Source organism: Arthrobacter globiformis, from assembly GCF_030818015.1.
GTDB lineage: Bacteria > Actinomycetota > Actinomycetes > Actinomycetales > Micrococcaceae > Arthrobacter > Arthrobacter globiformis_C.
The window spans coordinates 4,618,131-4,639,133 of the sequence record NZ_JAUSZX010000001.1 but is presented as its reverse complement, the minus strand read 5'-3'; the positions used below and the strand labels follow the sequence as shown (position 1 = coordinate 4,639,133).

The 21,003-nt window shown below is 61.7% G+C and carries 12 protein-coding genes and 4 pseudogenes; 8 read left to right on the top strand and 8 right to left on the bottom strand.

Annotated features, from left to right (window positions below; translation table 11 throughout):
- Positions 1-337 precede the first annotated feature (337 nt).
- Positions 338-2,224: a sulfoacetaldehyde acetyltransferase gene (xsc, locus tag QFZ23_RS21700; protein ID WP_306926129.1), complete on the bottom strand. Its 1,887-nt coding sequence runs from the start codon at positions 2,222-2,224 to the stop codon at positions 338-340.
- A 214-nt stretch (positions 2,225-2,438) separates the two neighbouring features.
- On the opposite strand from xsc, the gene QFZ23_RS21695 reads away from it, so the two are divergent.
- Genes QFZ23_RS21695 through QFZ23_RS21685 form a run of 3 tightly spaced genes read left to right on the top strand, consistent with a single transcriptional unit; the run spans position 2,439 to position 6,096 of the window.
- Positions 2,439-3,320, top strand: coding sequence for an IclR family transcriptional regulator (locus QFZ23_RS21695; RefSeq protein WP_306926127.1), 882 nt, complete (start codon positions 2,439-2,441; stop codon positions 3,318-3,320).
- An 8-nt stretch (positions 3,321-3,328) separates the two neighbouring features.
- On the top strand, positions 3,329-4,309 hold the full coding sequence (locus tag QFZ23_RS21690) for an AAA family ATPase (RefSeq protein ID WP_306926126.1): 981 nt from the start codon (positions 3,329-3,331) through the stop codon (positions 4,307-4,309).
- An 8-nt stretch (positions 4,310-4,317) separates the two neighbouring features.
- Positions 4,318-6,096 (top strand): cobaltochelatase CobT-related protein, encoded by a 1,779-nt coding sequence (locus QFZ23_RS21685; RefSeq protein WP_306926125.1) that lies wholly within the window; start codon positions 4,318-4,320, stop codon positions 6,094-6,096.
- Between the two features lie 713 nt (positions 6,097-6,809).
- Here the strand turns inward: QFZ23_RS21685 and QFZ23_RS21680 are convergent.
- Positions 6,810-8,492: an amino acid permease gene (locus QFZ23_RS21680; protein WP_306926124.1), complete on the bottom strand. Its 1,683-nt coding sequence runs from the start codon at positions 8,490-8,492 to the stop codon at positions 6,810-6,812.
- A 388-nt stretch (positions 8,493-8,880) separates the two neighbouring features.
- Here QFZ23_RS21680 and QFZ23_RS21675 point away from each other — a divergent pair, with 388 nt between their 5' ends.
- Positions 8,881-9,807: a sulfite exporter TauE/SafE family protein gene (locus tag QFZ23_RS21675; RefSeq protein WP_306926122.1), complete on the top strand. Its 927-nt coding sequence runs from the start codon at positions 8,881-8,883 to the stop codon at positions 9,805-9,807.
- Between the two features lie 173 nt (positions 9,808-9,980).
- A pseudogene (pdxS, locus tag QFZ23_RS21670) lies at positions 9,981-10,908 on the top strand (pyridoxal 5'-phosphate synthase lyase subunit PdxS).
- Positions 10,909-11,522: 614 nt separating this feature from the next.
- Here the strand turns inward: pdxS and QFZ23_RS21665 are convergent.
- Positions 11,523-11,765, bottom strand: a pseudogene (locus QFZ23_RS21665) (IS481 family transposase); the annotation flags it as partial.
- A gap of 240 nt (positions 11,766-12,005) precedes the next feature.
- On the opposite strand from QFZ23_RS21665, the gene ald reads away from it, so the two are divergent.
- Both ald and pdxR read left to right on the top strand, forming a co-directional pair.
- Positions 12,006-13,127, top strand: coding sequence for an alanine dehydrogenase (gene ald, locus QFZ23_RS21660; protein WP_306926120.1), 1,122 nt, complete (start codon positions 12,006-12,008; stop codon positions 13,125-13,127).
- A 93-nt stretch (positions 13,128-13,220) separates the two neighbouring features.
- Positions 13,221-14,687 (top strand): MocR-like pyridoxine biosynthesis transcription factor PdxR, encoded by a 1,467-nt coding sequence (gene pdxR, locus QFZ23_RS21655; RefSeq protein WP_306926119.1) that lies wholly within the window; start codon positions 13,221-13,223, stop codon positions 14,685-14,687.
- Between the two features lie 150 nt (positions 14,688-14,837).
- Here the strand turns inward: pdxR and QFZ23_RS21650 are convergent, their stop codons facing one another.
- Positions 14,838-16,994 (bottom strand): amylo-alpha-1,6-glucosidase, encoded by a 2,157-nt coding sequence (locus QFZ23_RS21650; RefSeq protein ID WP_306926117.1) that lies wholly within the window; start codon positions 16,992-16,994, stop codon positions 14,838-14,840.
- Between the two features lie 332 nt (positions 16,995-17,326).
- On the opposite strand from QFZ23_RS21650, the pseudogene QFZ23_RS21645 reads away from it, so the two are divergent.
- Positions 17,327-18,525: pseudogene (locus tag QFZ23_RS21645) on the top strand (IS256 family transposase).
- Positions 18,526-18,852: 327 nt separating this feature from the next.
- Here the strand turns inward: QFZ23_RS21645 and QFZ23_RS21640 are convergent.
- The 4 genes and pseudogenes from QFZ23_RS21640 to QFZ23_RS21625 all read right to left on the bottom strand — a co-directional run.
- Positions 18,853-19,230, bottom strand: a pseudogene (locus QFZ23_RS21640) (aldehyde dehydrogenase family protein); the annotation flags it as partial.
- A 63-nt stretch (positions 19,231-19,293) separates the two neighbouring features.
- Positions 19,294-19,521 (bottom strand): hypothetical protein, encoded by a 228-nt coding sequence (locus tag QFZ23_RS21635; RefSeq protein ID WP_306926116.1) that lies wholly within the window; start codon positions 19,519-19,521, stop codon positions 19,294-19,296.
- A gap of 125 nt (positions 19,522-19,646) precedes the next feature.
- Positions 19,647-20,339 carry an MFS transporter gene (locus tag QFZ23_RS21630; protein ID WP_306926967.1) on the bottom strand — a complete coding sequence of 231 codons (693 nt, stop codon included), beginning with the start codon at positions 20,337-20,339 and terminating at the stop codon, positions 19,647-19,649.
- Positions 20,340-20,347: 8 nt separating this feature from the next.
- Positions 20,348-20,974 (bottom strand): MFS transporter, encoded by a 627-nt coding sequence (locus QFZ23_RS21625; protein WP_306926114.1) that lies wholly within the window; start codon positions 20,972-20,974, stop codon positions 20,348-20,350.
- Positions 20,975-21,003: the final 29 nt, after the last annotated feature.

Genomic DNA, 21,003 nt, shown 5'->3' with positions numbered 1-21,003 from the left:
AGAAGTCCTTTTTCTATGGGGAGAACGGAAGATGGTCTGGCAGCTACAGGGTTTGGCACGACTGAGGAACTAAACCAGTAAGACAGGGCATGGTCTCCGCCGAGGTCCGGCGATTGGATCAGAGGGATCAGCGACTGCTCCAGGCACCGCGACACTTCGCGCCGCACGGGCCAGCTTGCCGGGTGATGGTCAGGAAGGGGTAGGCCATGCATGGGCAAGGCGTCTGAATTCGCCACGCCATCCTGTCTGAGCCTGGACTGCAACTACTTGCCCGGCAAGGCCTGTGGAGGCCTCCTCAGGGAAGACCTCCACAGGCACGACAGGACTGGCTTCTGGCTTAGACGTAGTCCTTGTACTTCTCGAGAAGACGGATCGGCTTGGCCAGCGCATCGCGACGGAAGGGGTCACCAAGCTCACGCGTGCACATGATTTCAATGACAGTGGTTTTTCCCTCGTCCATCTGTGCCGCGAGGGCACGCTTGAGGGCAGGGCCCACCTCGTCGAGCTGATCGACAACAACGCCTTCGGCTCCCATCGTCTGAGCCATGGCGGCGAAGCTCTCGTTCTCATTGTCGAGTTCACCGGCAACGAAGCGTCGGTTATAGAACTCGACCTGGTTCTTCTTCTCCGCGCCCCATTGCCGGTTACGGAACACGATCGCTGTGACAGGAATGTCGTGGCGAACAGCAGTGAGGACCTCTCCCATGCTCATCGCCCACGCCCCGTCTCCTGCGTAGGCAACCGCCGGCCTGTGCATAGCGGCTGCCTTGGCACCAATCATGGTGGGCAACGCGTAGCCGCAGTTGCCGAAGCTCATTGGCGCGAAGAAGCTGCGCGGCTTCTCGAAGCGGAGGTAGCTGTGAGCAACCGAGTTGATGTTTCCGATGTCGGTGGAGACCATGACGTCCTCCGGCATGGCCTTTTCCAGCTCGCGCAGCACCTGACGCGGGGACAGCCAGTTGCCCTCCTCGTTCTTATGTTCCTCAAGCATGTCGAGGCTGTACTCATCCGTTTCATGAGTCCACGCTGACAGTTCTTCTTCCCAGCTTTCCTTCTCCGCCTTGATGGTAGCGGCCCGCTCTGCCTTGGTGGCATCGCATGCAAGGGTTAGCTGGTCCAAGCGGTTGCTCAGTTCGAGTGCCACGGCCTTGGCGTCACCGCAAATGCCTACACTGATCTTTTTCACCAGGCCTAGCATGGTGTGGTCGGCGTCGATCTGGATGATTTTGGCATCGGTGGGCCAGTAAGCCTGGCCGTACTGGGGCAGGGTGCCGAACGGGCCCAGACGGGTGCCGAGGGCGACAACGACGTCGGCCTGTGAGATGAGCTTCATGCCCGCCTTGGATCCCTGATAGCCGAGCGGCCCGGCCCAGAGCGGGTGGCTGGCCGGGAAGGAGTCGTTGTGCTGATAACTGTTGACGACGGGAGCGCCCAGGCGCTCGGCGAGGGCCTTGCATTCCTCGACCCCGTCCGCCATGACCACGCCGCCGCCCGAAACGATTACTGGAAATTTCGCGGTGGCCAGCAGTGCAGCGGCCTCGTCCAGGCTCTTCGTGCCGCCGGCGCCGCGGTCCACCCGGCGCGGGTGCGGGATTTCGGCTGTGATCTCGCCGTAGAAGTAGTCGCGCGGAATGTTCAGCTGGGTGGGGCCGTTTTCGGACATAGCGCGATCGAAGCAGCGGCCGGTGAATTCGGCCATGCGGGCGGGGTGCGTCACGTGGCCCTGGTACTTGGTAAATTCCTGGAACATGGGCAACTGCTTGGCCTCTTGGAACCCTCCGAGACCGATCCCGGTGGTTCCGGCCTCAGGCGTCACAATGACAACTGGACTGTGCGCCCAGAAGGCGGCAGCAATGCCGGTAACGCAGTTGCTGATGCCAGGTCCATTTTGGCCGATGACCACGCCGTGGCGACCACTGGCGCGGGCATAGCCATCTGCCATATGCGCCGCACCTTGCTCATGGACGACGGGAACCAGACGAATACCTGCAGGCGCGAAGATGTCCATGGCGTCCATGAATGCAGAACCCATGATGCCGAAGATGTCAGTGACGTCGTTTGCGACGAGGGTCTCCACGAATGCCTCTGATGGTGTCATCTTTTGAGCACCTTGGACCACTGACCGGGGTGCCGTGGCGGGGGCTTCCCTGACTGACTGGCCGTTGATGAACGGATCCGTTCCGCCGCCGGTGACGTCAGAGATTTCGGCTGTGTCTTGGCTCATATTGCTGCTCCTCCTGTAGGACTGGCCTAGTCCTACAGGACTGGCCGCTGTCGCTAGAAACACAAAAAACGGAACGCCACGTTCCTTTTTTTGAAGGTCAAGTTTGAGATTATGGCAAAACGCACTAGCGGTCAACGGTTATTCGAAAATTCGGAACGTGGCGTACAATAAACCGTAGAAAGTGCAGTTGCTGCGATCATGTGGAGGAACGACAATGGCTGAGATCCGCAGGCTCAACAACCAGGAGGGTCAACCGCTCACTGAGCTGGTGGGGGAGACACCCACCATGCGGCTGTTCTCCCTGCTGGAACTAATTGCCACCAAGGACCAGCTCTTCACGCTTCAGGGGCTTGCAGACGAGACAGGCACACCTAAGCCGACCCTGCACCGCATGCTCCACCAGCTCGAAAGCTCCGGGCTGCTGATCCGAGAGAACAACGGCAGACACTATGGGACAGGAAACCGTCTCCGGCGAATGGCGGAGGACCTCCTGATCAATGACACTCACCACGGCGCCCGTCGCGCAGTGCTCCGTAATCTGGTGAGTGAGCTGGGGGAGAGCTGCAATGTCACCGCCGTATCAGGAAGCGAGGTGGTATATCTGGACCGGATCGAAACGTCTGAGCCGTTGCGGATCACGCTTCAGCCTGGTTCACGGGTGCCTGTTCACTGCTCGGCAAGTGGAAAAATGATCCTCTCGCAGCTCAGCCCGGCCCAGCGGAAGCGGCTAATTGCAGCCGCTCCGCTTGAGCGCTACACGAACAAGACCGTGACAGATCCGGAAATGATCGAGGCCGAACTACAGCACGTCCGCAGGGATGGTTATGCCATCGATGACGAGGAGTTCCTTCCGGGGTTGGTCTGCGTCGCAGTGTTGGTCCCCACTACGAACGCAGTGTCCAATCTGTGTGTTGCTGTGCAGGCCCCCGTCATGCGGCTGACGCCGGAAAAAGGTCTGAAACTGCTCCCCGCGCTCCAGCGGGCGGCGGCGGAGATAGGTCGCATTGAAACGGAGTCATATACGGGCAGGAGCGACAGTGGGGATGCCACTGAAGGATCGGCCAGCGATTTTGAGGGGGAGCTTTGGAGCAGCTGACGCGACTGATGCCGGACCATATGGTCTCTGTCCGGGAGGTGTTCAACCTTGACTCGGATCTCATGGTGGCCGCCTTCCGTGAGGCGGATGACCACGTTCCTGAGGCCGACGCGGCCTACCGTTTTAACCATGACGTCACGCTGGCCATCCTGGCGGCCTTTACCCGGAACCGGCGGATGCTGCTCCAGGGACTCCATGGAACGGGCAAGTCCACACACATTGAGCAGGTGGCGGCACGGCTGAACTGGCCGTGCGTGCGCGTCAACCTGGATGGGCATATCAGTCGGCTGGACCTGGTGGGGCGCGACACCGTTGTCCTTAAGGATGGCAAACAGATAACGGAGTTCCAGGAGGGCATCGTCCCCTGGGCCATCCAACGGCCAGTGGCCCTGATTCTCGACGAGTACGACGCCGGGAGGCCGGACGTGATGTTCGTAATTCAGCGGCTTCTGGAGCGTGACGGCAAACTGACACTGCTCGATCAGAACCGGGTGCTGGACGTACATCCCGGCTTCCGCCTCTTTGCCACGGCCAACACTGTAGGACTGGGCAATCTTAACGGGATGTACCACGGCGTCCAGCGACTTAACCACGCCCAGATCGACCGCTGGAATATCGTCGCCGCACTGAACCATCCCCCGGCCGAGGACGAGATTGAAATCGTGCTGGCGCGGGTTCCGGAGATGGACCATCCGGCCGGGCGAGATCTAGTGGCCTCCATGGTGGCCGTAGCAAAGCTCACCCGGGACGGCTTCAAGGTAGGTGATCTGTCCACCCTGATGTCCCCACGCACCGTGATCACCTGGGCCGAGAACATCGGAATCTTTGGCGACCCCGGCAAGGCATTCCAGCTGTCTTTCGTCAACAAGTGCGACCAAGCCGAGCACGGAATCATCGCTGAGTACTTCCAGCGCTGCTTCGACCGTGAGCTGGAAGGCCCGAGCTCTCCGGGGCATGTGCCGGACAATGCCTTCGCTGCCGCCGGGTAGTGCCGCCCATGGCCTCGCTGACAGAACAGACGGAGCAGGCGGACCGGGATCGGGCGGCAGCCGCCTCCCGGCGTTTCGCTGCTTTATCATTACGCCGCCGCAAGCAGACTATGGAATTGGGGGCCGCCGCCATGCGCGCGCTCAGTGGCCGGCGTGGCCTGCACTTTCGCGGCACGGTCCTCTATCACGAGGAGAAACCGGTGGTAATGCCGGCGCCACATCTTCACCCGCCCACCTGCGATTCTGCGCCGGCGTCGTTCCGCGGCGCAGCCGACGGCATGGCGCTGCGGCTGAAGAAGAGCGATGCCACCCTGCATAAACGACTCTGCCCGGATACTGCCACGCGCGTTCTGGTGTTCGAGATGCTCGAGCAGTTCCGCGCCGAATCACTGGTCGATCCTGCCATGCCGGGGGTAAGGGCGAATCTAAATGACCGTTTCCAGCAGTGGTCCCGGGAGTTCGAGGCTTCCCCTCTTATCGACACCGCGTTGGGAATCATCCTATTCACCGTGGCCCAGGTCTGCCGCGCGCGGATCACCGCCGAACCCATGCCACCGGACTTCGAGGACAGGATCGAATCAACGCGGATGGACCTTGCCCCGTATATCGGCATTCACCTTGCCGCCCTGCGCCGCGAACGTTTCTCGCAGACCGGTTTCGCCCCTCATGCCCTTGCCATCGCCGAAACTGTCGGGGCCATAAGCGAGCACTTGGAATCGCGGGAAGCGAAACCTGCCCGCCCCAAAAGTCGGGTGCCACAGTTCCAGCTACTATTCGACCAAGACGGCGATGACGACCACGTCCCCACCGCCGGATACGGGCAAAGCGACGCCCTCCAGGATGGCCAGGGCCTCTATCGGCAGTACACCACCTCATATGACAGGCAGTTCCAGGCCTCAGATCTGATCCGTGCCGAACTGCTGCGCGGCTATCGGCAACAGCTCGATGACGACATCGCCCGGAAGGGCATCAACGTACCCCGGCTGGGCCGGGCCTTGAGTGAGATACTGGCCGAGGACAGTCAGGATGGTTGGGACGGCGACGCCCTGGAGGGCCGACTCGACGGCAGCAGACTTGCCCGGTTGGTCACATCCTCAGGGGATCGCAGGGTCTTCAGGACTGAACGCATCGAACGTCGCACAGAGGCCAAGGTGACGTTCCTCGTGGACTGCTCCGGATCCATGAAAGAGTACAGCGCCGCCGTCGCCGCACTGGTGGACGTCTACGCCCGCGCATTAGAACTGGCCGGTGCGCGGTGTGAGGTCCTGGGCTTTACTACCGCCGCATGGAACGGCGGCCGAGCCGGGAAGGACTGGATCCGTGCGGGAAGACCAGCATATCCGGGACGGCTCAACGAAGTGCGGCATCTGGTTTTCAAGGATGGTGACACTCCTTGGCGTCGGGCACGCTCCGGGATTGCCGGGTTGATGAAAAAGGACCTGTTCCGCGAGGGGGTCGACGGCGAAGCCGTGGACTGGGCATGCGCACGCCTCGCCGAATGTGGTACCGGAAACGATGATTCCGGACGCCGGATCCTGCTGGTGATTTCCGATGGCAGCCCGATGGATGGTGCCACCGGACTGGCCAACGACAGCCATTACCTGGAACAACACCTGAAGGATGTGGTGACGGCCCACGAGGTCTCCGGCAGCGCCGAGATCTTTGGACTGGGGGTAGGGCTGGATTTGTCCCCCTACTACCGGAGAAACCTCGCGTTAGATCTGAGCCAGGGAACCACTCCTGCCGTCGTCAACCAAGTGCTCGGGCTGCTGCTCAGGTCCCGCTAACCGGTTGTGGCGGTGGATGGATCTCCGATTGGGCCTCATTAGGACGCCGTTCCTCACCCTCACTCTGTAGGAAGTCCTGCATCGGCGGCAGCTCCGCTGTGATCACCGACCCCTTGGTAGAACTATCCCTGCCTGGCGGCAGGAAGAGTGTACTGGCGGGGTTCAACCTGTTCACGTCAGAGGTTGTGCGTTTGCTGGCGCCACATCCCGGCGAACCCTACAAGCGTAAGGAGTCGAGTCACAGTCAGGGAGAAGATCAGCGCCCTGCGGTTTGTGGCTCCGGACGGTGGTCCGTGCGACGACGCGGGGCCCGGGCCGGCGCGGGCGCGGCCGGCGCGAATACGTCCCGTCAGGGATCTGCGCAGGGGCAGACGGCAACTTTGGGATGTTTTCCTTGATGTTGCTATCTCGGAGGTTTCGCCGGCCGGGTCGGAGGAGCGATGCCTGAACGCACCTGAGAGTCCAGCGGACGGAATCAATGACGAGCCCGGGACGTGTCCAACGGCTCGATTACCGTTGGCGGATGGACGGGCTGCGCTCTGGTCTCATGCAGTCTGCGTGTCGTGAGTCAGCGGGGCAGCTTTGCATTCTTGGAAGGAGCGGGGGAGCATCGTAGCCCTTGGTACATAGCCCCTGGCACGCGAAACCCGCCGTGGGGAGCAGCTCCATTGCCGATTCCCACAGCGGGTTTCCTTCGCGACGTCTGTCATAAGTTAGCGGCGGATTATTACAGCGTCCTTGTCAGGTTCCGCGTCAATGTTCTCAGGCTTTTCTGCATCTTTTGGGTTGGGCTGGGCTGCGCCAGGGGCCACCTCCGCCTGTGTCGGCTCGGTTGGCTCGCTTTCCGGGCGGCTTCCGTATCTTCTGCGCATCTCGTATCCGAGCAGGATCACAATCAGTGTCAGGCCGCTCATCAGGAACTGGGACTGGGTAGTGGGGAGGATAGCCATTGCGGCTATGACGGTGAGCATTAGCGCTATCGTCGCGTAGCTTAGCCACGGGAACAACCACATCTTTAGTTTAAGAGCTGCGGGATCGTCCCGGTCGAGCCTCTTACGCAGCACTACTTGCGAAATGGCAATCACCAAATAAACGAACAGAGCCACGGCGCCATAGGAGTTCACCAGGAAGGTGAAAACCACTTCTCCCCACAAGTAGACGCATACAACTGAGACATAGCCAACCGTTGTTCCAAGCAGAATCGCCCGGCGCGGAACCCCGCCTTTGGAGAGTTTCGTGAAGAATTTGGGGGCATCGCCGTTGCGGGTTAGAGCGAAAAGCATACGCGAAGTGGTGTACAGCGCAGAGTTCAGGCAGGAAAGGACCGCGGTCAGCACAATGCCGTTCATAATGACGGCTACGGCCGGGATACCCATCACATCAAGTACTGCAGCGTAAGGGCTGATCCCAACGCTCTCGGCATCCCACCTTTGGATGCAAACCACCACGAAGATCGAACCCACATAGAACGTCACGATTCTCGCGACGATTGAACGCATCGCCCGCCTCACGGACCGTTCCGGGTCTTCGGATTCGGCGGCTGCAATCGTGACAATTTCTGCCCCAGTGTAGAAGGCGACACAAGGCACGACCGCGGCCAGAACCGCTCCCCACCCCAGCGGCGTGAAGCCCCCGTGGTCGAAGAGGTTACCGATTCCTGGCGTGGAACCAGGCCAGATGCCGGTTATCCAGAGGGCCCCCAGGCTCAGGAAAACCACGATGGCCACCACTTTAATGGAGGAGAACCAGTATTCGAACTCTCCAAAGGACCGGGCTGAAACCATGTTAGTGGCGCTTAAGATAACCATAAGGCCCAGACTGAGTATCCACAGCGGAATATCGGGGAACCAGAGCTGGATTATCCGGCCGCCAGCGATCGCCTCAATAGCAACAACGATCACGAAGAAATACCAATACATCCACCCGGTGGCAAACCCAGCCCGTTGTCCTAGGGCCTGCCGCGCATAAACATAAAAAGATCCGACCACTGGGCGAGCCACTGCCATTTCGGCCAGCATGCGCATCAGAAGCAAGGTGATAAGGCCTGCGATGGCGAAGGAAATGATTGCGGCGGGGCCAGTGCTGCTGATAACCACTCCGCTGCCGACGAAAAGGCCGGCCCCAATGACACCTCCGATGGCGATCAGGTTCATGTGTCTGTTTTTCAGGCCCTTGCTAAGGCCTGGGCTCTCGGCTTGCCGAGTTTCGGCGCTGTCCACGTTTCCTCCAATAATTGACGGAACCAGTTGAAGTGCGCTTTTCGCCTGCGCTAAGAGGCGGAAGACCATGGGCAACGAAAGGATCTTGAAGGATCTGTCCATACAGTCTAACTGCGAGTGATCCAGCCCACTTCTTTTGGTGTAGCCCAAACCTACGTAGCCGACGTTGTGGTTCACAGAACCAGATGGAATGGAAAAGAGGGAGCCAGCCACCCGTGAATAACTCCAACAATCGAGGCCGACGCCAGGGAGCCCCCACTCGGTCGCCTACGCAAGGCGTGCCCGTGGTGAGGGTTCGGAAGGTGCCAGGCTACTGGCCACTTGTGATTCCGCTAGGTTCCGGTTTCTGGAACATTTTCTGCTATATAATGGAATTCTGCTCAGGAAGCGTTGCTGTCCTCAATAGCCCTGAGCAGCGTGCTCAGGGGAAGTGCCCCTAACTTCAAGCGAAAGGATGTGTCCGTGAAGCAGGTAAGTGGGCGCATCCAGGAGCAGCGGAGGCGTCCTCTAGAAACACGGGCAACGAAGGGAGCGGCAGGAAGGTGGGGCTGCAACGTGTCCGGTGATGCCGCAGCACATGCTGTTCCGCCCGCGGGGCTTAAAAGTCTTGCTGCCGGCCGTGATCAACGTATGCGGCACAGACTCACAGGGCAGCCGGGGCAGGCCTTCGTGCATGTTGCCTTGGTCGATCAGCGGTTTTGCGCGGGAGCCGATAGTGATTGACGGGGTAGCCCTGGACTGGATTCCGGTCGACGCCGAATACGTGTGGGCACTTGCAGCGCTGGGAGGAGCAACCTTTCTTGGAGCCTCCACACAGCGCATCACGGGTGTCGGATTCGCGCTCGTCGCCGCACCATTCCTGAGCATGCTCCTCGGACCATTTAACGGCGTGCTGCTGGTAAATGCGTTGGGCACTGTTACGTCATTGCTGGTCTTGGTCCAAGTTTTCAGGGAAGTGGAGTTTCGCCGGGTGCTCCTCATGATGGGACCCGCCATCGTGGCTATTCTTCCCGGCTCGTGGGTTGCCATCCACATGCCGTCTTCCCTGCTCTCAATCATTGTCGGCGCCATGATCATCGTTGCCCTGGCTGCAAGTCTTACGGTACGCACGCCGCCGGCAGTTCTTAGCGGCAGGCTCGGGGCCGGGATCGCTGGATTTATCTCTGGCTTCATGAATGTCACGGCAGGCGTGGGGGGACCGGCTGTGGCGGCATACGCGCAGGCCAGCCGCTGGCAGCACCGAGCATTTGCAGCCAGCGCACAGCTTTACTTCTTAGGGGTGGGGCTTGCCTCCCTCGCCGCCAAGCGCGAGATGCCGGCTCTTGACGGCCTCCAATGGTTATCCTGCGGCCTGGCCCTCACGGGGGGAATACTGCTGGGAAATGTACTGGGGCCACGAGTTCCGCCTAGGGCGAGCATGACCGCTGTCCTGGTTCTTGCGTTCACCGGCGCCGTTCTAATCCTTTTTAGGGGCATTGCCATGCTCGCCTGACCATCGCAGGAGAGGAAACGCTTCTGGAATGAACCTGAATGTCCTCTCCCTATTCTTAGGCAGCGCGGCAGCGGCGCCTACCAGGTTTTCCGCTCGAGCTGTAGGAGACCCGCCCAGAGCTAGCCGGTTCCATTACTAAAGCTGAAGTTCAGCTACTTCCGGGAGGAGTACTCATGCCAATACCAGGGAAATCCCTCAGTTCCGGAACCACCATCAAGAATGCAACGGGCAGCAGCGGGGTCAAGCGGGGCATGGCTGAGATGCTCAAGGGAGGGGTCATCATGGACGTCGTCAATGTCGGACAGGCCCGCATCGCCGAAGACGCCGGTGCCGTTGCCGTGATGGCGCTCGAACGCGTGCCGGCCGACATCCGCGCCCAGGGCGGCGTGTCCCGTATGTCCGATCCGGACATGATCGACAGGATCATTGAGGCCGTTTCCATCCCGGTGATGGCCAAGGCACGTATCGGCCACTTCGTCGAGGCGCAGGTTCTGCAGTCTCTGGGCGTGGACTACATTGACGAGTCCGAGGTCCTGACCCCGGCCGACTACGCCAACCACATGGGCAAGTGGGAATTCACTGTTCCCTTCGTCTGCGGTGCCACCAACCTCGGTGAGGCGCTGCCCCGCATCAGCGAGGGTGCGGCGATGATCCGCTCCAAGGGCGAGGCCGGCACCGGCGATGTCTCCAACGCAAACCACTCACATGCGCCAGATCCGCCCAGAACTCCGCCGCCTGACCTCCCTGCCGGAGGACGAGCTGTACGTCGCGGCCAAGGAACTGCAGGCACCGTACGAACTGGTCAAGGAAGTCGCCGCCACCGGCAAGCTCCCTGTCGTGCTGTTCACCGCCGGCGGCATCGCCACCCCGGCGGACGCCGCCATGATGATGCAGCTCGGTGCGGACGGCGTGTTCATCGTGTCCGGCATCTTCAAGTCCGGCAACCCCGCCCAGCGCCCAGCCGCCGTCGTGAAGGCCACCACCTTCTTCGATGACCCGGACGTTATCGCCAAGGCCTCCCGCGGCCTGGGCGAAGCGATGGTCGGTATCAACGTCGACGAGATCCTGCAGCCGCACCGCCTCGCCGAGCGCGGCTGGTAACACGAGTTTTACCCCACGACAGGTTGATCAGCAGCGTCAATACCTTGGGTTGGAACCAGCCTCAACCGGTATCACCCGAAAAACCGGGAAAGGTGAAGTCCCGCTCATGTCCAGAACAAAGCTCGGCGCCAAGGCCGCGGCTTTCGGCATTAATGAGGAGCACCAATGGCAATAAACACCGCTTCATTCGGGCTGGCCCCTGAATCACGGGTGAAGTCTCACTGGCGACCAGTCTCATGGGACGCGCTGGCGGAGGGCCAAGATGTGCGGATTACACGCGGCGGACGATATATAACGTATGGAACGATAGACTGCGCCACACCCGATGGATCGCTTGTCTGGATAGTGCTCAAGGATCTTGGTGAACGGCGGGTTTTCTATAGGATCGATGGTGTCTCCCTTGAAATCAACTAGTTTGATGCATTCGTGGATGCCTTAAGCACACTCGTATGGGAGCAGGCCATCGAAAAGTTGACCCCATGGTTACAAACCCGCCAACTTTGTCTTCTTTGAACGCCTCCTTGGTTTGGACTGCAAAGTAGCCGTGGTGCGGGGAGATTGAATGTCGAACTCGTTATCCAGAGCTTGAAGGATCGGTTCCAGGGGCTTCTCTTCTCCAAGTACGCCAGACGGGAGTGGCCATCAACGGCGGCGTAATGTATGTGCGTGGTTCCCGGTTTGCGGTTCCGTCTGCTCTTGAAACGATCCGACGGCACGGTGCCCTCCGCAAGCCGGGAGGCGTCCGAGCTTCTTGAAGTCCAGGAGGACCAAGTCCCCGGGGCTGTCGTGTTCGCAACGGTCCGGTGCGGGCCTGCGCACGGGCAGGCCGCGGCTGGGTCCAGGCAGGCCAGATGTCTAATTCTCTGCTTCGATCATCTGGGCGTTGGCCCAGCGTCAATTGTGGCAATTTCCGGCGAGGGACCACGCGCGGCAGCCCATCCGGCCACGAAGGGGCGGGCTGAAGGGACCAGTCTGGACCCACCAAGTGGCATGCGTCTGGTTCTTCTGGACCCGTCCGGTCCAGGCACATACTTCGATGAGGCTGTGCGTCCGCACGGCGAATATTGAGAACACGCAACTACCGCACGGAGGTCCCAATGAAGATCGGCGTCCCGAAAGAAGTAAAGTCCCACGAATACCGCGTGGCCGTCACTCCCGCGGGAGTACATGAACTGCTGGCCCATGGGCACGAGGTCTTCATTGAAGCCGGCGCGGGCGCTGGGTCATCCATTTCCGACGATGCGTTTACGCTGGCCGGAGCCGTCATCATGGACACGGCCGATGAGGTGTGGGACATGGCCGATCTGCTGTTGAAGGTCAAGGAGCCGATCGCCGAGGAATACCACCGGATGCGGCCGGACCTGACGATTTTCACCTATCTGCACCTGGCCGCCGACGAGGCCTGCACCCGGGCACTGCTGGATGCCGGGAGTACTTCCATAGCGTATGAGACGGTGCAGCTTGAAGACGGCTCTTTGCCGTTGCTGTTTCCGATGAGTGAAGTAGCCGGCCGGCTTGCTCCGCTGGTCGGTGCTCAATGCCTGACCCGTCCTGAGGGCGGCCGTGGGATCCTGATCGGCGGGGTCTCCGGAGTGGCGCCCGCACGCGTGGTGATTATCGGCGCCGGGGTCTCGGGTATGAATGCTGTCTCGGTGGCAGCCGGACTGTGGGCAGACGTGGTCCTCTTCGATAAGAACGTGGACAAGCTGCGCGCCGCGGACCGCATGTACCAGGGCCGTGTCCGAACGCTCGCGGCAAACCAGTTGGCCATCGAACAGGAAGTGCTGCAAGCGGACCTGGTGATCGGTGCGGTACTGGTCCCCGGCGCCAAAGCCCCCAAGATCATCTCCAACGAGCTGGTCTCCCGGATGAAGCCTGGCAGCGTTCTTGTTGACATCGCCATCGACCAGGGCGGATGCTTCGAAGATTCTCGCCCGACGACGCATCAGGAACCCACCTTCCGGGTGCACGGTTCGGTTTTCTATTGCGTGGCGAACATGCCGGGCGCTGTTCCGCATACCTCCACCTACGCCCTGACAAACGTGACCCTGCCCTACGTGCTGCAGCTGGCCGACAAGGGCATCGAACGTGCTATCGCAGAAAACGCAGCACTCCAGGCGGGCCTGAGCACCCTCGGTGGAAGCCTCACCAACGCCGCAGTCGGTGCAGCCCATGGCATCGCCGTGGTTGATCCATCGACAGCGGACGCGCATCGTTAGAGTGAAGAGAGGTTTCTGGCGGGCGTTGCGGGAGTCGCGGAACTCCTACCATCTGGGCTGCTATAGCCCACTGCACGATCGAGGAGGCAATGCGTGCCAAGGACAATGATCGAGGTAGATCGCGGTTCTAACGAACCGCTGTACCGGCAGGTGCGGCGGGTCATAGAGCACAGTATTGCAACGGGTATCTTCGATCCGCGCCGTCGGCTCCCAAGCTCCCGGGAGCTGGCGGCTGAACTCTCGGTTGCCCGCAACACTATAAACCTCGCCTACCAGGAACTGCTCAACGAGGGCCTGGTGCTCAGCCATGAACGCCGGGGGATTTTTGTGAACCCGGAAATGCTGGCAGCCGTCGCAGCCGAGGAGGCGGTGAGCGAGCCTGTCATCGACTGGCCCTCCAGGATGCGGCGCTACGCTGATGAGGGTGTCCCCGACGTTGAGAAGAGGGCAGACTGGTACACGTACCCGTACCCGTTCATCGCCGGCCAGATCGATGTCCACAGCTTTCCTGCCACCGCATGGATACGAAGCCTTCGTGAAGCCCTCTACCAGCCGCATGCCTTCGCCAGCCTTCAGGACAGCGTAGGCGCAGACGATCCCCTGCTGGTCGAGATGATCAGGCGCGAGATACTTACGGCGCGCGGTATCGAGGCCGGGCAGGATGAAATCCTAATCACCGTTGGCTCCCAGCAAGGACTCGACTTGCTCGGGCGGACCCTGCTCGGCCCGCACCACCGTGTCGGCATCGAGAACCCCGGCTACTTGGACGCCCGCCACATCTTCCTGCGCACCGGCGCGCAGGTGTACGGAATCAATGTAGATCAGGATGGACTTTGCCTCCCGGAGACGCTCAGCGGCACCGCCCTGGTGTATGTAACGCCCAGCCACCAGCACCCCACCAACGTCACACTGAGTATGGAACGCCGCCGTCGCCTGCTTAAAATCGCCGCTGCCTCCGGAACAATCGTCATTGAGGACGACTACGACAGCGAATTTCGCTATGAAGGCAGCCCCAGCCCGGCGCTGAAGGCTCTCGACTCGACCGGCGACGTGCTGTATTTGGGCACATTCTCCAAATTTCTTTCCCCCGGACTGAGGCTCGGTTTCCTGGTGGGACCTGCGGAACTAATCAAGGAACTGAGAAGAGTGCGGCGATACCAGGTACGTCACCCGCCGGGCCACACCCAGCGTGCGCTCGCCCTCATGATCGAAAGCGGCGACTACCACCGCGCCCTGCGCTATCACCGCCGCCAGATGAAGACCCGCTGGGAAATGCTCAGCCAACTTGCCGTTGAATGCCTTCCGTGGGACCAAGCCCCTTACCCGCCCGGCGGGGTCAGTCTCTGGATGAAAGGACCCCCGAATCTTGACGCCGTTGAATTGGTCTCCCATGCCGAAGAGCAGGGCGTGCTAATTGAGCGTGGTGATATCTACTATCTCCAGTCCAGCCCCCCGCGGAACTGCTTCCGGATCGGCTTCGGCGCTATTCCGACCCGCTCCATTGCCGAAGGCATGGTCCGGATGGGCGATGTGGCCAAAGAGCTGCTCGCCGAGCGATAGCCTCTCCTCCCTTGAAGATAGGGGGGCCAGCTGTCACTGTCATGTGCCGCAGCCACGGCCGCCGATTCACGAGGCAAGATCCGGTCGCGGGACACCCATGCGCCAGTGAGCCCCGGAAGCCCGCCAACACGGGGCGGGTCCGGCGGCTCGCTAGGCCTTTCGGCCGTGGCCGGCCTGCTCCACCAGCTCTGTCATCCACGGACGGTGCCCGCGGTGAAATACCATTCCTTCAGGCAATCCGTGAACGGACGGGACGGAATTGGCAATGTCGATGGTGATCCGGCCGCCGCCCACTGGCGCGTTGGTGATGTGCAGGTCGCCGTAGGACTCCGGGAGAACGGGATCCATCCACAGGCCATTGCGGGAGACATGGGTGTCATACCGCATCAGGCTCGTCACCAGCAAGATCGGTGTGGTGGCTGCCCAGGCCTGTGGTGAACAGGCCGTGGGGTAGGGCACCGGCTCGGCGATCTGCTCCCGGCTGAAGCCGCAAAACAACTCCGGCAGCCGGCCGCCGGAGTACTCGGCCGCCTCCAAAATGGCTGTCGCGATCCGCTGTGCTTCCGCCACGAATCCGTAGCGCAGCAAGCCGGCCACGATTATCGCGTTGTCGTGGGGCCAGACTGAGCCGTTGTGGTAGCTGGCGGGGTTGTAGGCGCCCATGTCGCTGGCCAGGGTGCGCACGCCCCAGCCGCTGAACATTTCCGGGGACATCAGCCGTTCGACCATCTGCGGGGCCTTGTCCTCGTCCACGAGGCCTTGCCATAGGCAGTGGCCCATGTTGGAAGCGCACGCGTCGACCTGCCGCTTCTGTCCGTCCAAGGCGATGGCATAGTACCCACGCTCGGGCATCCAGAACTGCTCGTTGAAACGCTTCTTCAACTGTGCCGCTTGATCAGCGAGCTCGTCCCCCAAGCGCGCGTCACCGGCATCGTACGCCATCCAGGCGCGAGCCATGTACGCTACGTAGACATAGGCCTGAACCTCGCAGAGTGCGATCGGCGGCTCGGCCAGGGTTCCGTCCGCGAAATTGATCCCGTCCCAGGAGTCCTTCCAGCCCTGATTAATCAGCCCTTGGGGATTGAGGCGCTCATACTCGACGAACCCGTCGCCGTCCTTGTCCCCGTAATCGCGAATCCACTCCAGCGCACGGTCGGCGTGGGGCAGCAGGGCGGCGATGGTGTCCTTGGCGAATCCCCAGCGACTGACCGATCCGAGCATCATTACGAACAGCGGCGTGGCGTCGATGCTGCCGTAGTAGGTTGACTTGCCGCCCAGGGAAAGCCCACTGGAGACATCGAGCCGGACCTCGTGCAGGATTTTCCCTGGTTCTTCCTCGCTCATGGGATCCACTACGGCACCCTGGCGATCAGCGAGCGTCTGCAGCGTGCCCAGAGCCAAGGACGGATCCACGGGCATGGCCATTTCCGAGGCCCACAGCGAGTCGCGGCCGAACAGGGTCATGAACCAGGGAGCGCCCGCGGCAACCACGACCCGGTCCGGATGGTTCGGGTCCTCGATGCGGAGGGCGCCCAGGTCGTCGTAGCTGCGACGCAGGGTCCGTTCGATGGACCGGTTTCCGATTTGCAGCACCGGAATCTTGGCCACCCACTCCCGTCGGCGCCGGTCCCGGGGGGACAAGCCGTCCCCGTCAGTATGGACGAAAGCATCCGCTGGACTGGCTCCCTCCGTGGCGGGCACCACGGTCAGGACCGTGCTCCAGTGACCGTGCGGCGGGACGGACACCCGGTAGGTGAGGCCCTCCGGCGTAATGTTCGCACCAGGGGCTTGGATAACAACACCCTTGCGGATGTGCTGCCAGACAGCCCGGATCGTCAGCGTCTCACCGTCCGCTAGGCGGGTTTCGTCCCAGCGCCGCTGGATCCGCGCCTCCTTCACCTCGAAAAGGTCCGCGAAATCCGCCTCAATCCTCAGGAAGACCACGCATTCGGCCGGCCCTGAGGAGTAGTTGCGAACGGTGACCTGCTCCTGGATGCCGGTCCCCACTTCGCGCAACCGCTCCACGATCAGCGGGCTGTCCGCATACCCGTCGCTGCGGGGAACGCGGCCGACAAACAGAGCCCGGTACGGTTCCTTCGTCTCCGCCACCAGAGGCTCAAGGGGCTGGTCATTAGCGGCGAGACTCCAGCCGGACAGAATGCGGGTGTCCTGGACGAAGAGACCATGCGGGTGTTCAGGATGGATGTCCCCGTTCGGTAAGGAAATGCAGAAAGACGACCCCTCGACCAAAGTGACGGTCCCCGCCCCTAGAGGACCTGCCGCCGTATCAGCGTTCCATCCAGCCATCCCGGGCTCCCTCAAGAAAACCAACACCGGCTACGAAACCAACACCAGCATCCACGGGCCCTATAGGTCAGGCTGCTGCCGTCGCCGCCAATTCTCCAATAGACGCTACGCTTGCTTGCCCGCTGATGCCATAGCCCCCACTCGTACAGAAGGTCATGCCTAGAACGCCTGCCCCGCTCCAGCAATCTGGATTCCACTGTATCCGGACTGATTCACTCCCGACATTGGTCAGCTGTCCCGCAAGAAAGGGACTGTCTGAATAACGGTGGATTCATGGCTGGCCTGACACGCCGGGCGTTGCCTGGCGGGGAGGACTGATCATGAGCGACACCATGGATCCCATGGCGACTGATGTGGATCAGCAAGAGTTAGCGCAGCAGCTTCTGGCCCAGGCCAGGGAGCAGGGCATCGACCTCGTCGGCCCGGACGGGCTGTTGAACCGGCTCACAAAAAACGTCCTGGAGACCGCTTTGGAAGCCGAAATGGACGAACACCTGGGATACGAAAAGCACGACGTGTCCGGGCGCGGGAGCGGGAACTCCCGCAACGGCACACGCACGAAGACCGTGCTGACGGAGATCGGGACTGTGGAGATCGACGTGCCGCGGGACACCGGTTCGACGTTCGATCCGCAGATCGTCAAGAAGCGGCAGCGCCGGCTGACCGCGTTGACGAGATCGTGTTGTCACTGAGCGCGAAAGGGCTCACGACCGGGGAGATCGCGGCCCACTTTGCGGAAGTGTTCGGCGCCAGGGTCTCCAAGGACACCATCTCGCGGATCACGGAGAAGGTCATTGGGGAGATGACCGAGTGGCAGAACCGGCCGCTGGACCGGGTCTACCCGGTGGTGTTCATCGACGCGATTCACGTCAAGGTCCGCGACGGGCAGGTCACGAACCGGCCCGTTTACGTGGCTATCGGTGTCAGCGTCAACGGGGAACGGGACATCCTGGGGCTATGGGCTGGGGATGGCGGCGAAGGGGCAAAGTACTGGCTCTCGGTGCTGACCGAGATCAAGAACCGCGGCGTCGAGGACGTCTGCATCACGGTCTGCGACGGGCTCAAAGGCCTTCCCGAGGCGATCACCACGGTCTGGGCCCTGGCGGTGGTCCAGACCTGCATCGTGCACCTGATCCGCAACACCTTCCGCTACGCGGCCCGGCAGTACTGGGACGAGATTTCCGCGGCGAAGGAGCGATTCGTGGAGTTCTCGACCAAATGGGGCCGGCAGTACCCGGCGATCACCCGGCTGTGGGAAAACGCCTGGAGCGAGTTCGTGCCGTTCCTGGACTACGACGTCGAAATCCGTCGGGTCATCTGCAGCACCAACGCCATCGAATCCGTCAACGCCCGCTACCGGCGCGCGGTCAGGGCCCGTGGCCATTTCCCCACCGAGCAGGCGGCCCTGAAATGTCTCTATCTCGCCACCCGTGCACTGGACCCGACCGGCAAAGGCAGGGCACGATGGGCCGCACGATGGAAGCCGGCCCTGAATGCCTTCGCCATCAGCTTCGACGGAAGAATCAACTAAATGCCAACTGTGGATCCACCGAAAATCGGACAGTCCCGCAAGAAACTAACTGGTTCTCGATTCGAAGCGTGCTTGGGACCCTTCATGCAAGTTGTGGAGCGGCATTTCTTCTGTGATCACCAGGATCTGTGCGTGTTCAAGCGTCCTGGAGGAACTCGGCCCGGCCTTCCATTGCAGAAGACGCCAGCGCGTGCTCGCGGCGCGGGATCCTCCGCTTAATGCAGTCCATGATCGGTCCTCAAAGGGCGCTGTCCGGAAGGCCGAGGAATGCCTCGACACCGCCGAACACGTCGAACTGATCTGACTCTGCTCAGAGATCTGGGACGTTCAGCTGGCTGCAACCAAATGCAGACCTGGCTGGAGCAGTGGTATGACCGCAATGGCGTTTCTCGTTCTGGTCCAAAGTGCTCTATGCCGGGCGTAACGGTATTCCTCGATGATGCCCTGGAAGCCGCCTTCGCGGCCCAGTCCGGACTGCTTGACGCAGCCGAACCGGGCGGCAGCGTTTGAGATGACCCAGCGTTCAGGCCGAGCATGCCGGTCTCGAGCCGTTCGCCGATGGGGATCCCCCGGTTCAGGTCCCAGGTGAAGACGTACGCACGAGACCGTATTTGGTGCTGTTTGCGGGCCGGAGGGCCTCATCCTTGGTATCGAAGGTGATGATCGGGGCGACGGTCCGAAGACTTCCTCGGACAGGATCCTGGTGGTGGCAGCCGGGATTGTCGGGTTAGCTGGCCAGTCGCGGATCGGCTTTCTCGATGGGGTTGTCTATCCGGGGGTTTTGTCGAGCCGTCGTTCCTCGCGTGTTTGTCCGTACGGCACGTCGGGGTGGAGGGTGACGGTGAAGTCGTTGTAGGTGTGCTGGGTGACCAGGATTCCGTGACCTCCCGCGGCCATGGCCTGCGTAATGGCTGTGTCGACGGCGGCGGTCAGGTTGGTTTGGATCGTGTCGGGGTCTTTGCCGCTGACTTCCAGGGTCAGGGTTGTCGGGCGCATGGTTCTTGCTTTCTTTCGGTGGCGGAAGCGGACGTGGATGCAGTGGGTTCGCCTCGCGCGGCCGGGAGCGGCATGACCTCGGAAGGACAGTCGCTCCCGTTCCGCTGGGTTGGTGGGTGGTGGTGTCAGGGGTGGAGGGCGGCTGCTTGTTCGAGGTTCTGGCCTTTGGTTTCGGGGGCCATGAAGAAGCTGACGGCTGCGCCGAGCAGTGCGATGGCTGCGGCGATCCACATGGTGCCGGAGAGTCCGAGGTGGGTTAGGGCCAGGGGGGTGGCGAAGGTGCCGATGGCGGCGCCGATGCGGCTGGTTCCGGTGCAGAGTCCGACGGCGGTGGCCCGCACTTTGGTGGGGAAGAGTTCGTTGGGGTAGATCCATTCCAGGATTGAGGGGCCGCCGTTGAAGATGGCGTAGAAGGCGAAGGCCAGGGCGATCAGGGCCAGGGGTGCGTTGGGGAAGACGGCGAGGAAAACGAGTCCGACGCCGGAGAGGGTGAAGCCCCAGATCAGGACGGGCCGGCGACCGAGTTTGTCCACGACGAGGAGGGCGACGATGTTGCCGACGAGGAAGAACAGGTTGATCAGGCCGTAGCCGATGTTGGCCTCGTCGCCGGACTGGAGGTTGAACAGGGCCAAAATTTGAGGTCCGAAGGCGTAGATGGAGAACAGAGTGACGATGGTGCAGGTCCAGAAGATGGAGATGAAGACGACCCGGTTGAGGTAGCCGCCGGTGAGGACCAGTTTGAAGGCCTTGGCGGTGCTGAGCTTGGCCGCGTCCGGGTCGTGGGCGGTGATGCCTTCCAGGGTGGCGCCTTCGCCGATGGTTTTCCTCAGGATCTCCAGTGCCTCTTGATGGCGGCCTTTGCCGACGAGCCAGTGGGGGATTCGGGGATGGTGGCTCGGGCGATGAGGATCAGGACTGCGGGCACGGCGGATGACAGCAGCATCCAGCGCCATCCGTCTTCGAGTGAGAGGAGCCAGTAGCCGACGAAGGCGGCGACGGTGGCGCCGACGAACCACATGGCGTTCAGGCCGCCCAGGAGCCGTGCGCGCCAGTTCTTAGGGACGAACTCAGCGACGAGGGAGGTCGCGATGGGGTAGTCGGCGCCGACTGCTATGCCGATGAGCAGCCGCAGGACGAAGAGGTGCCAGGGTTCCTGAACGAAGAACTGGGCGACAGAGAACACGATGATGGCCATGAGGTCGATCGTGTACATGAGCTTGCGGCCGATTTTGTCGGTGATGTTCCCGAAGATGATGCCGCCGAGGAAGACTCCGACCAGGGCGGAGGCGCCGATGAGGCCGTTCCACCAGTCGTTCATTTGCCACGCGGGGATGATTTGGACGAGGGCGATGCCGATGATGGCGAGGATGTAGCCGTCGAGGAATGGGCCGCCTGAGCTGAAGAGGGTGAGGCGTTTGTGGAAGGAGTTCAGCGGGGCTGAATCGATGGTCATTTGGGACGCTGGTGCTGGCGCTTGGGAAA

Excerpts from the sequence above, each read along its gene's own strand:
- QFZ23_RS21635 (WP_306926116.1), bottom strand. The coding sequence starts at position 19,521 with ATGCGCCCGACAACCCTGACCCTGGAAGTCAGCGGCAAAGACCCCGAC.
- QFZ23_RS21675 (WP_306926122.1), top strand. The coding sequence starts at position 8,881 with ATGCCGCAGCACATGCTGTTCCGCCCGCGGGGCTTAAAAGTCTTGCTG.
- xsc (WP_306926129.1), bottom strand. The coding sequence starts at position 2,224 with ATGAGCCAAGACACAGCCGAAATCTCTGACGTCACCGGCGGCGGAACG.
- QFZ23_RS21625 (WP_306926114.1), bottom strand. The coding sequence starts at position 20,974 with ATGACCATCGATTCAGCCCCGCTGAACTCCTTCCACAAACGCCTCACC.
- QFZ23_RS21685 (WP_306926125.1), top strand. The coding sequence starts at position 4,318 with ATGGCCTCGCTGACAGAACAGACGGAGCAGGCGGACCGGGATCGGGCG.
- QFZ23_RS21695 (WP_306926127.1), top strand. The coding sequence starts at position 2,439 with ATGGCTGAGATCCGCAGGCTCAACAACCAGGAGGGTCAACCGCTCACT.
- QFZ23_RS21690 (WP_306926126.1), top strand. The coding sequence starts at position 3,329 with ATGCCGGACCATATGGTCTCTGTCCGGGAGGTGTTCAACCTTGACTCG.
- ald (WP_306926120.1), top strand. The coding sequence starts at position 12,006 with ATGAAGATCGGCGTCCCGAAAGAAGTAAAGTCCCACGAATACCGCGTG.
- QFZ23_RS21650 (WP_306926117.1), bottom strand. The coding sequence starts at position 16,994 with ATGGCTGGATGGAACGCTGATACGGCGGCAGGTCCTCTAGGGGCGGGG.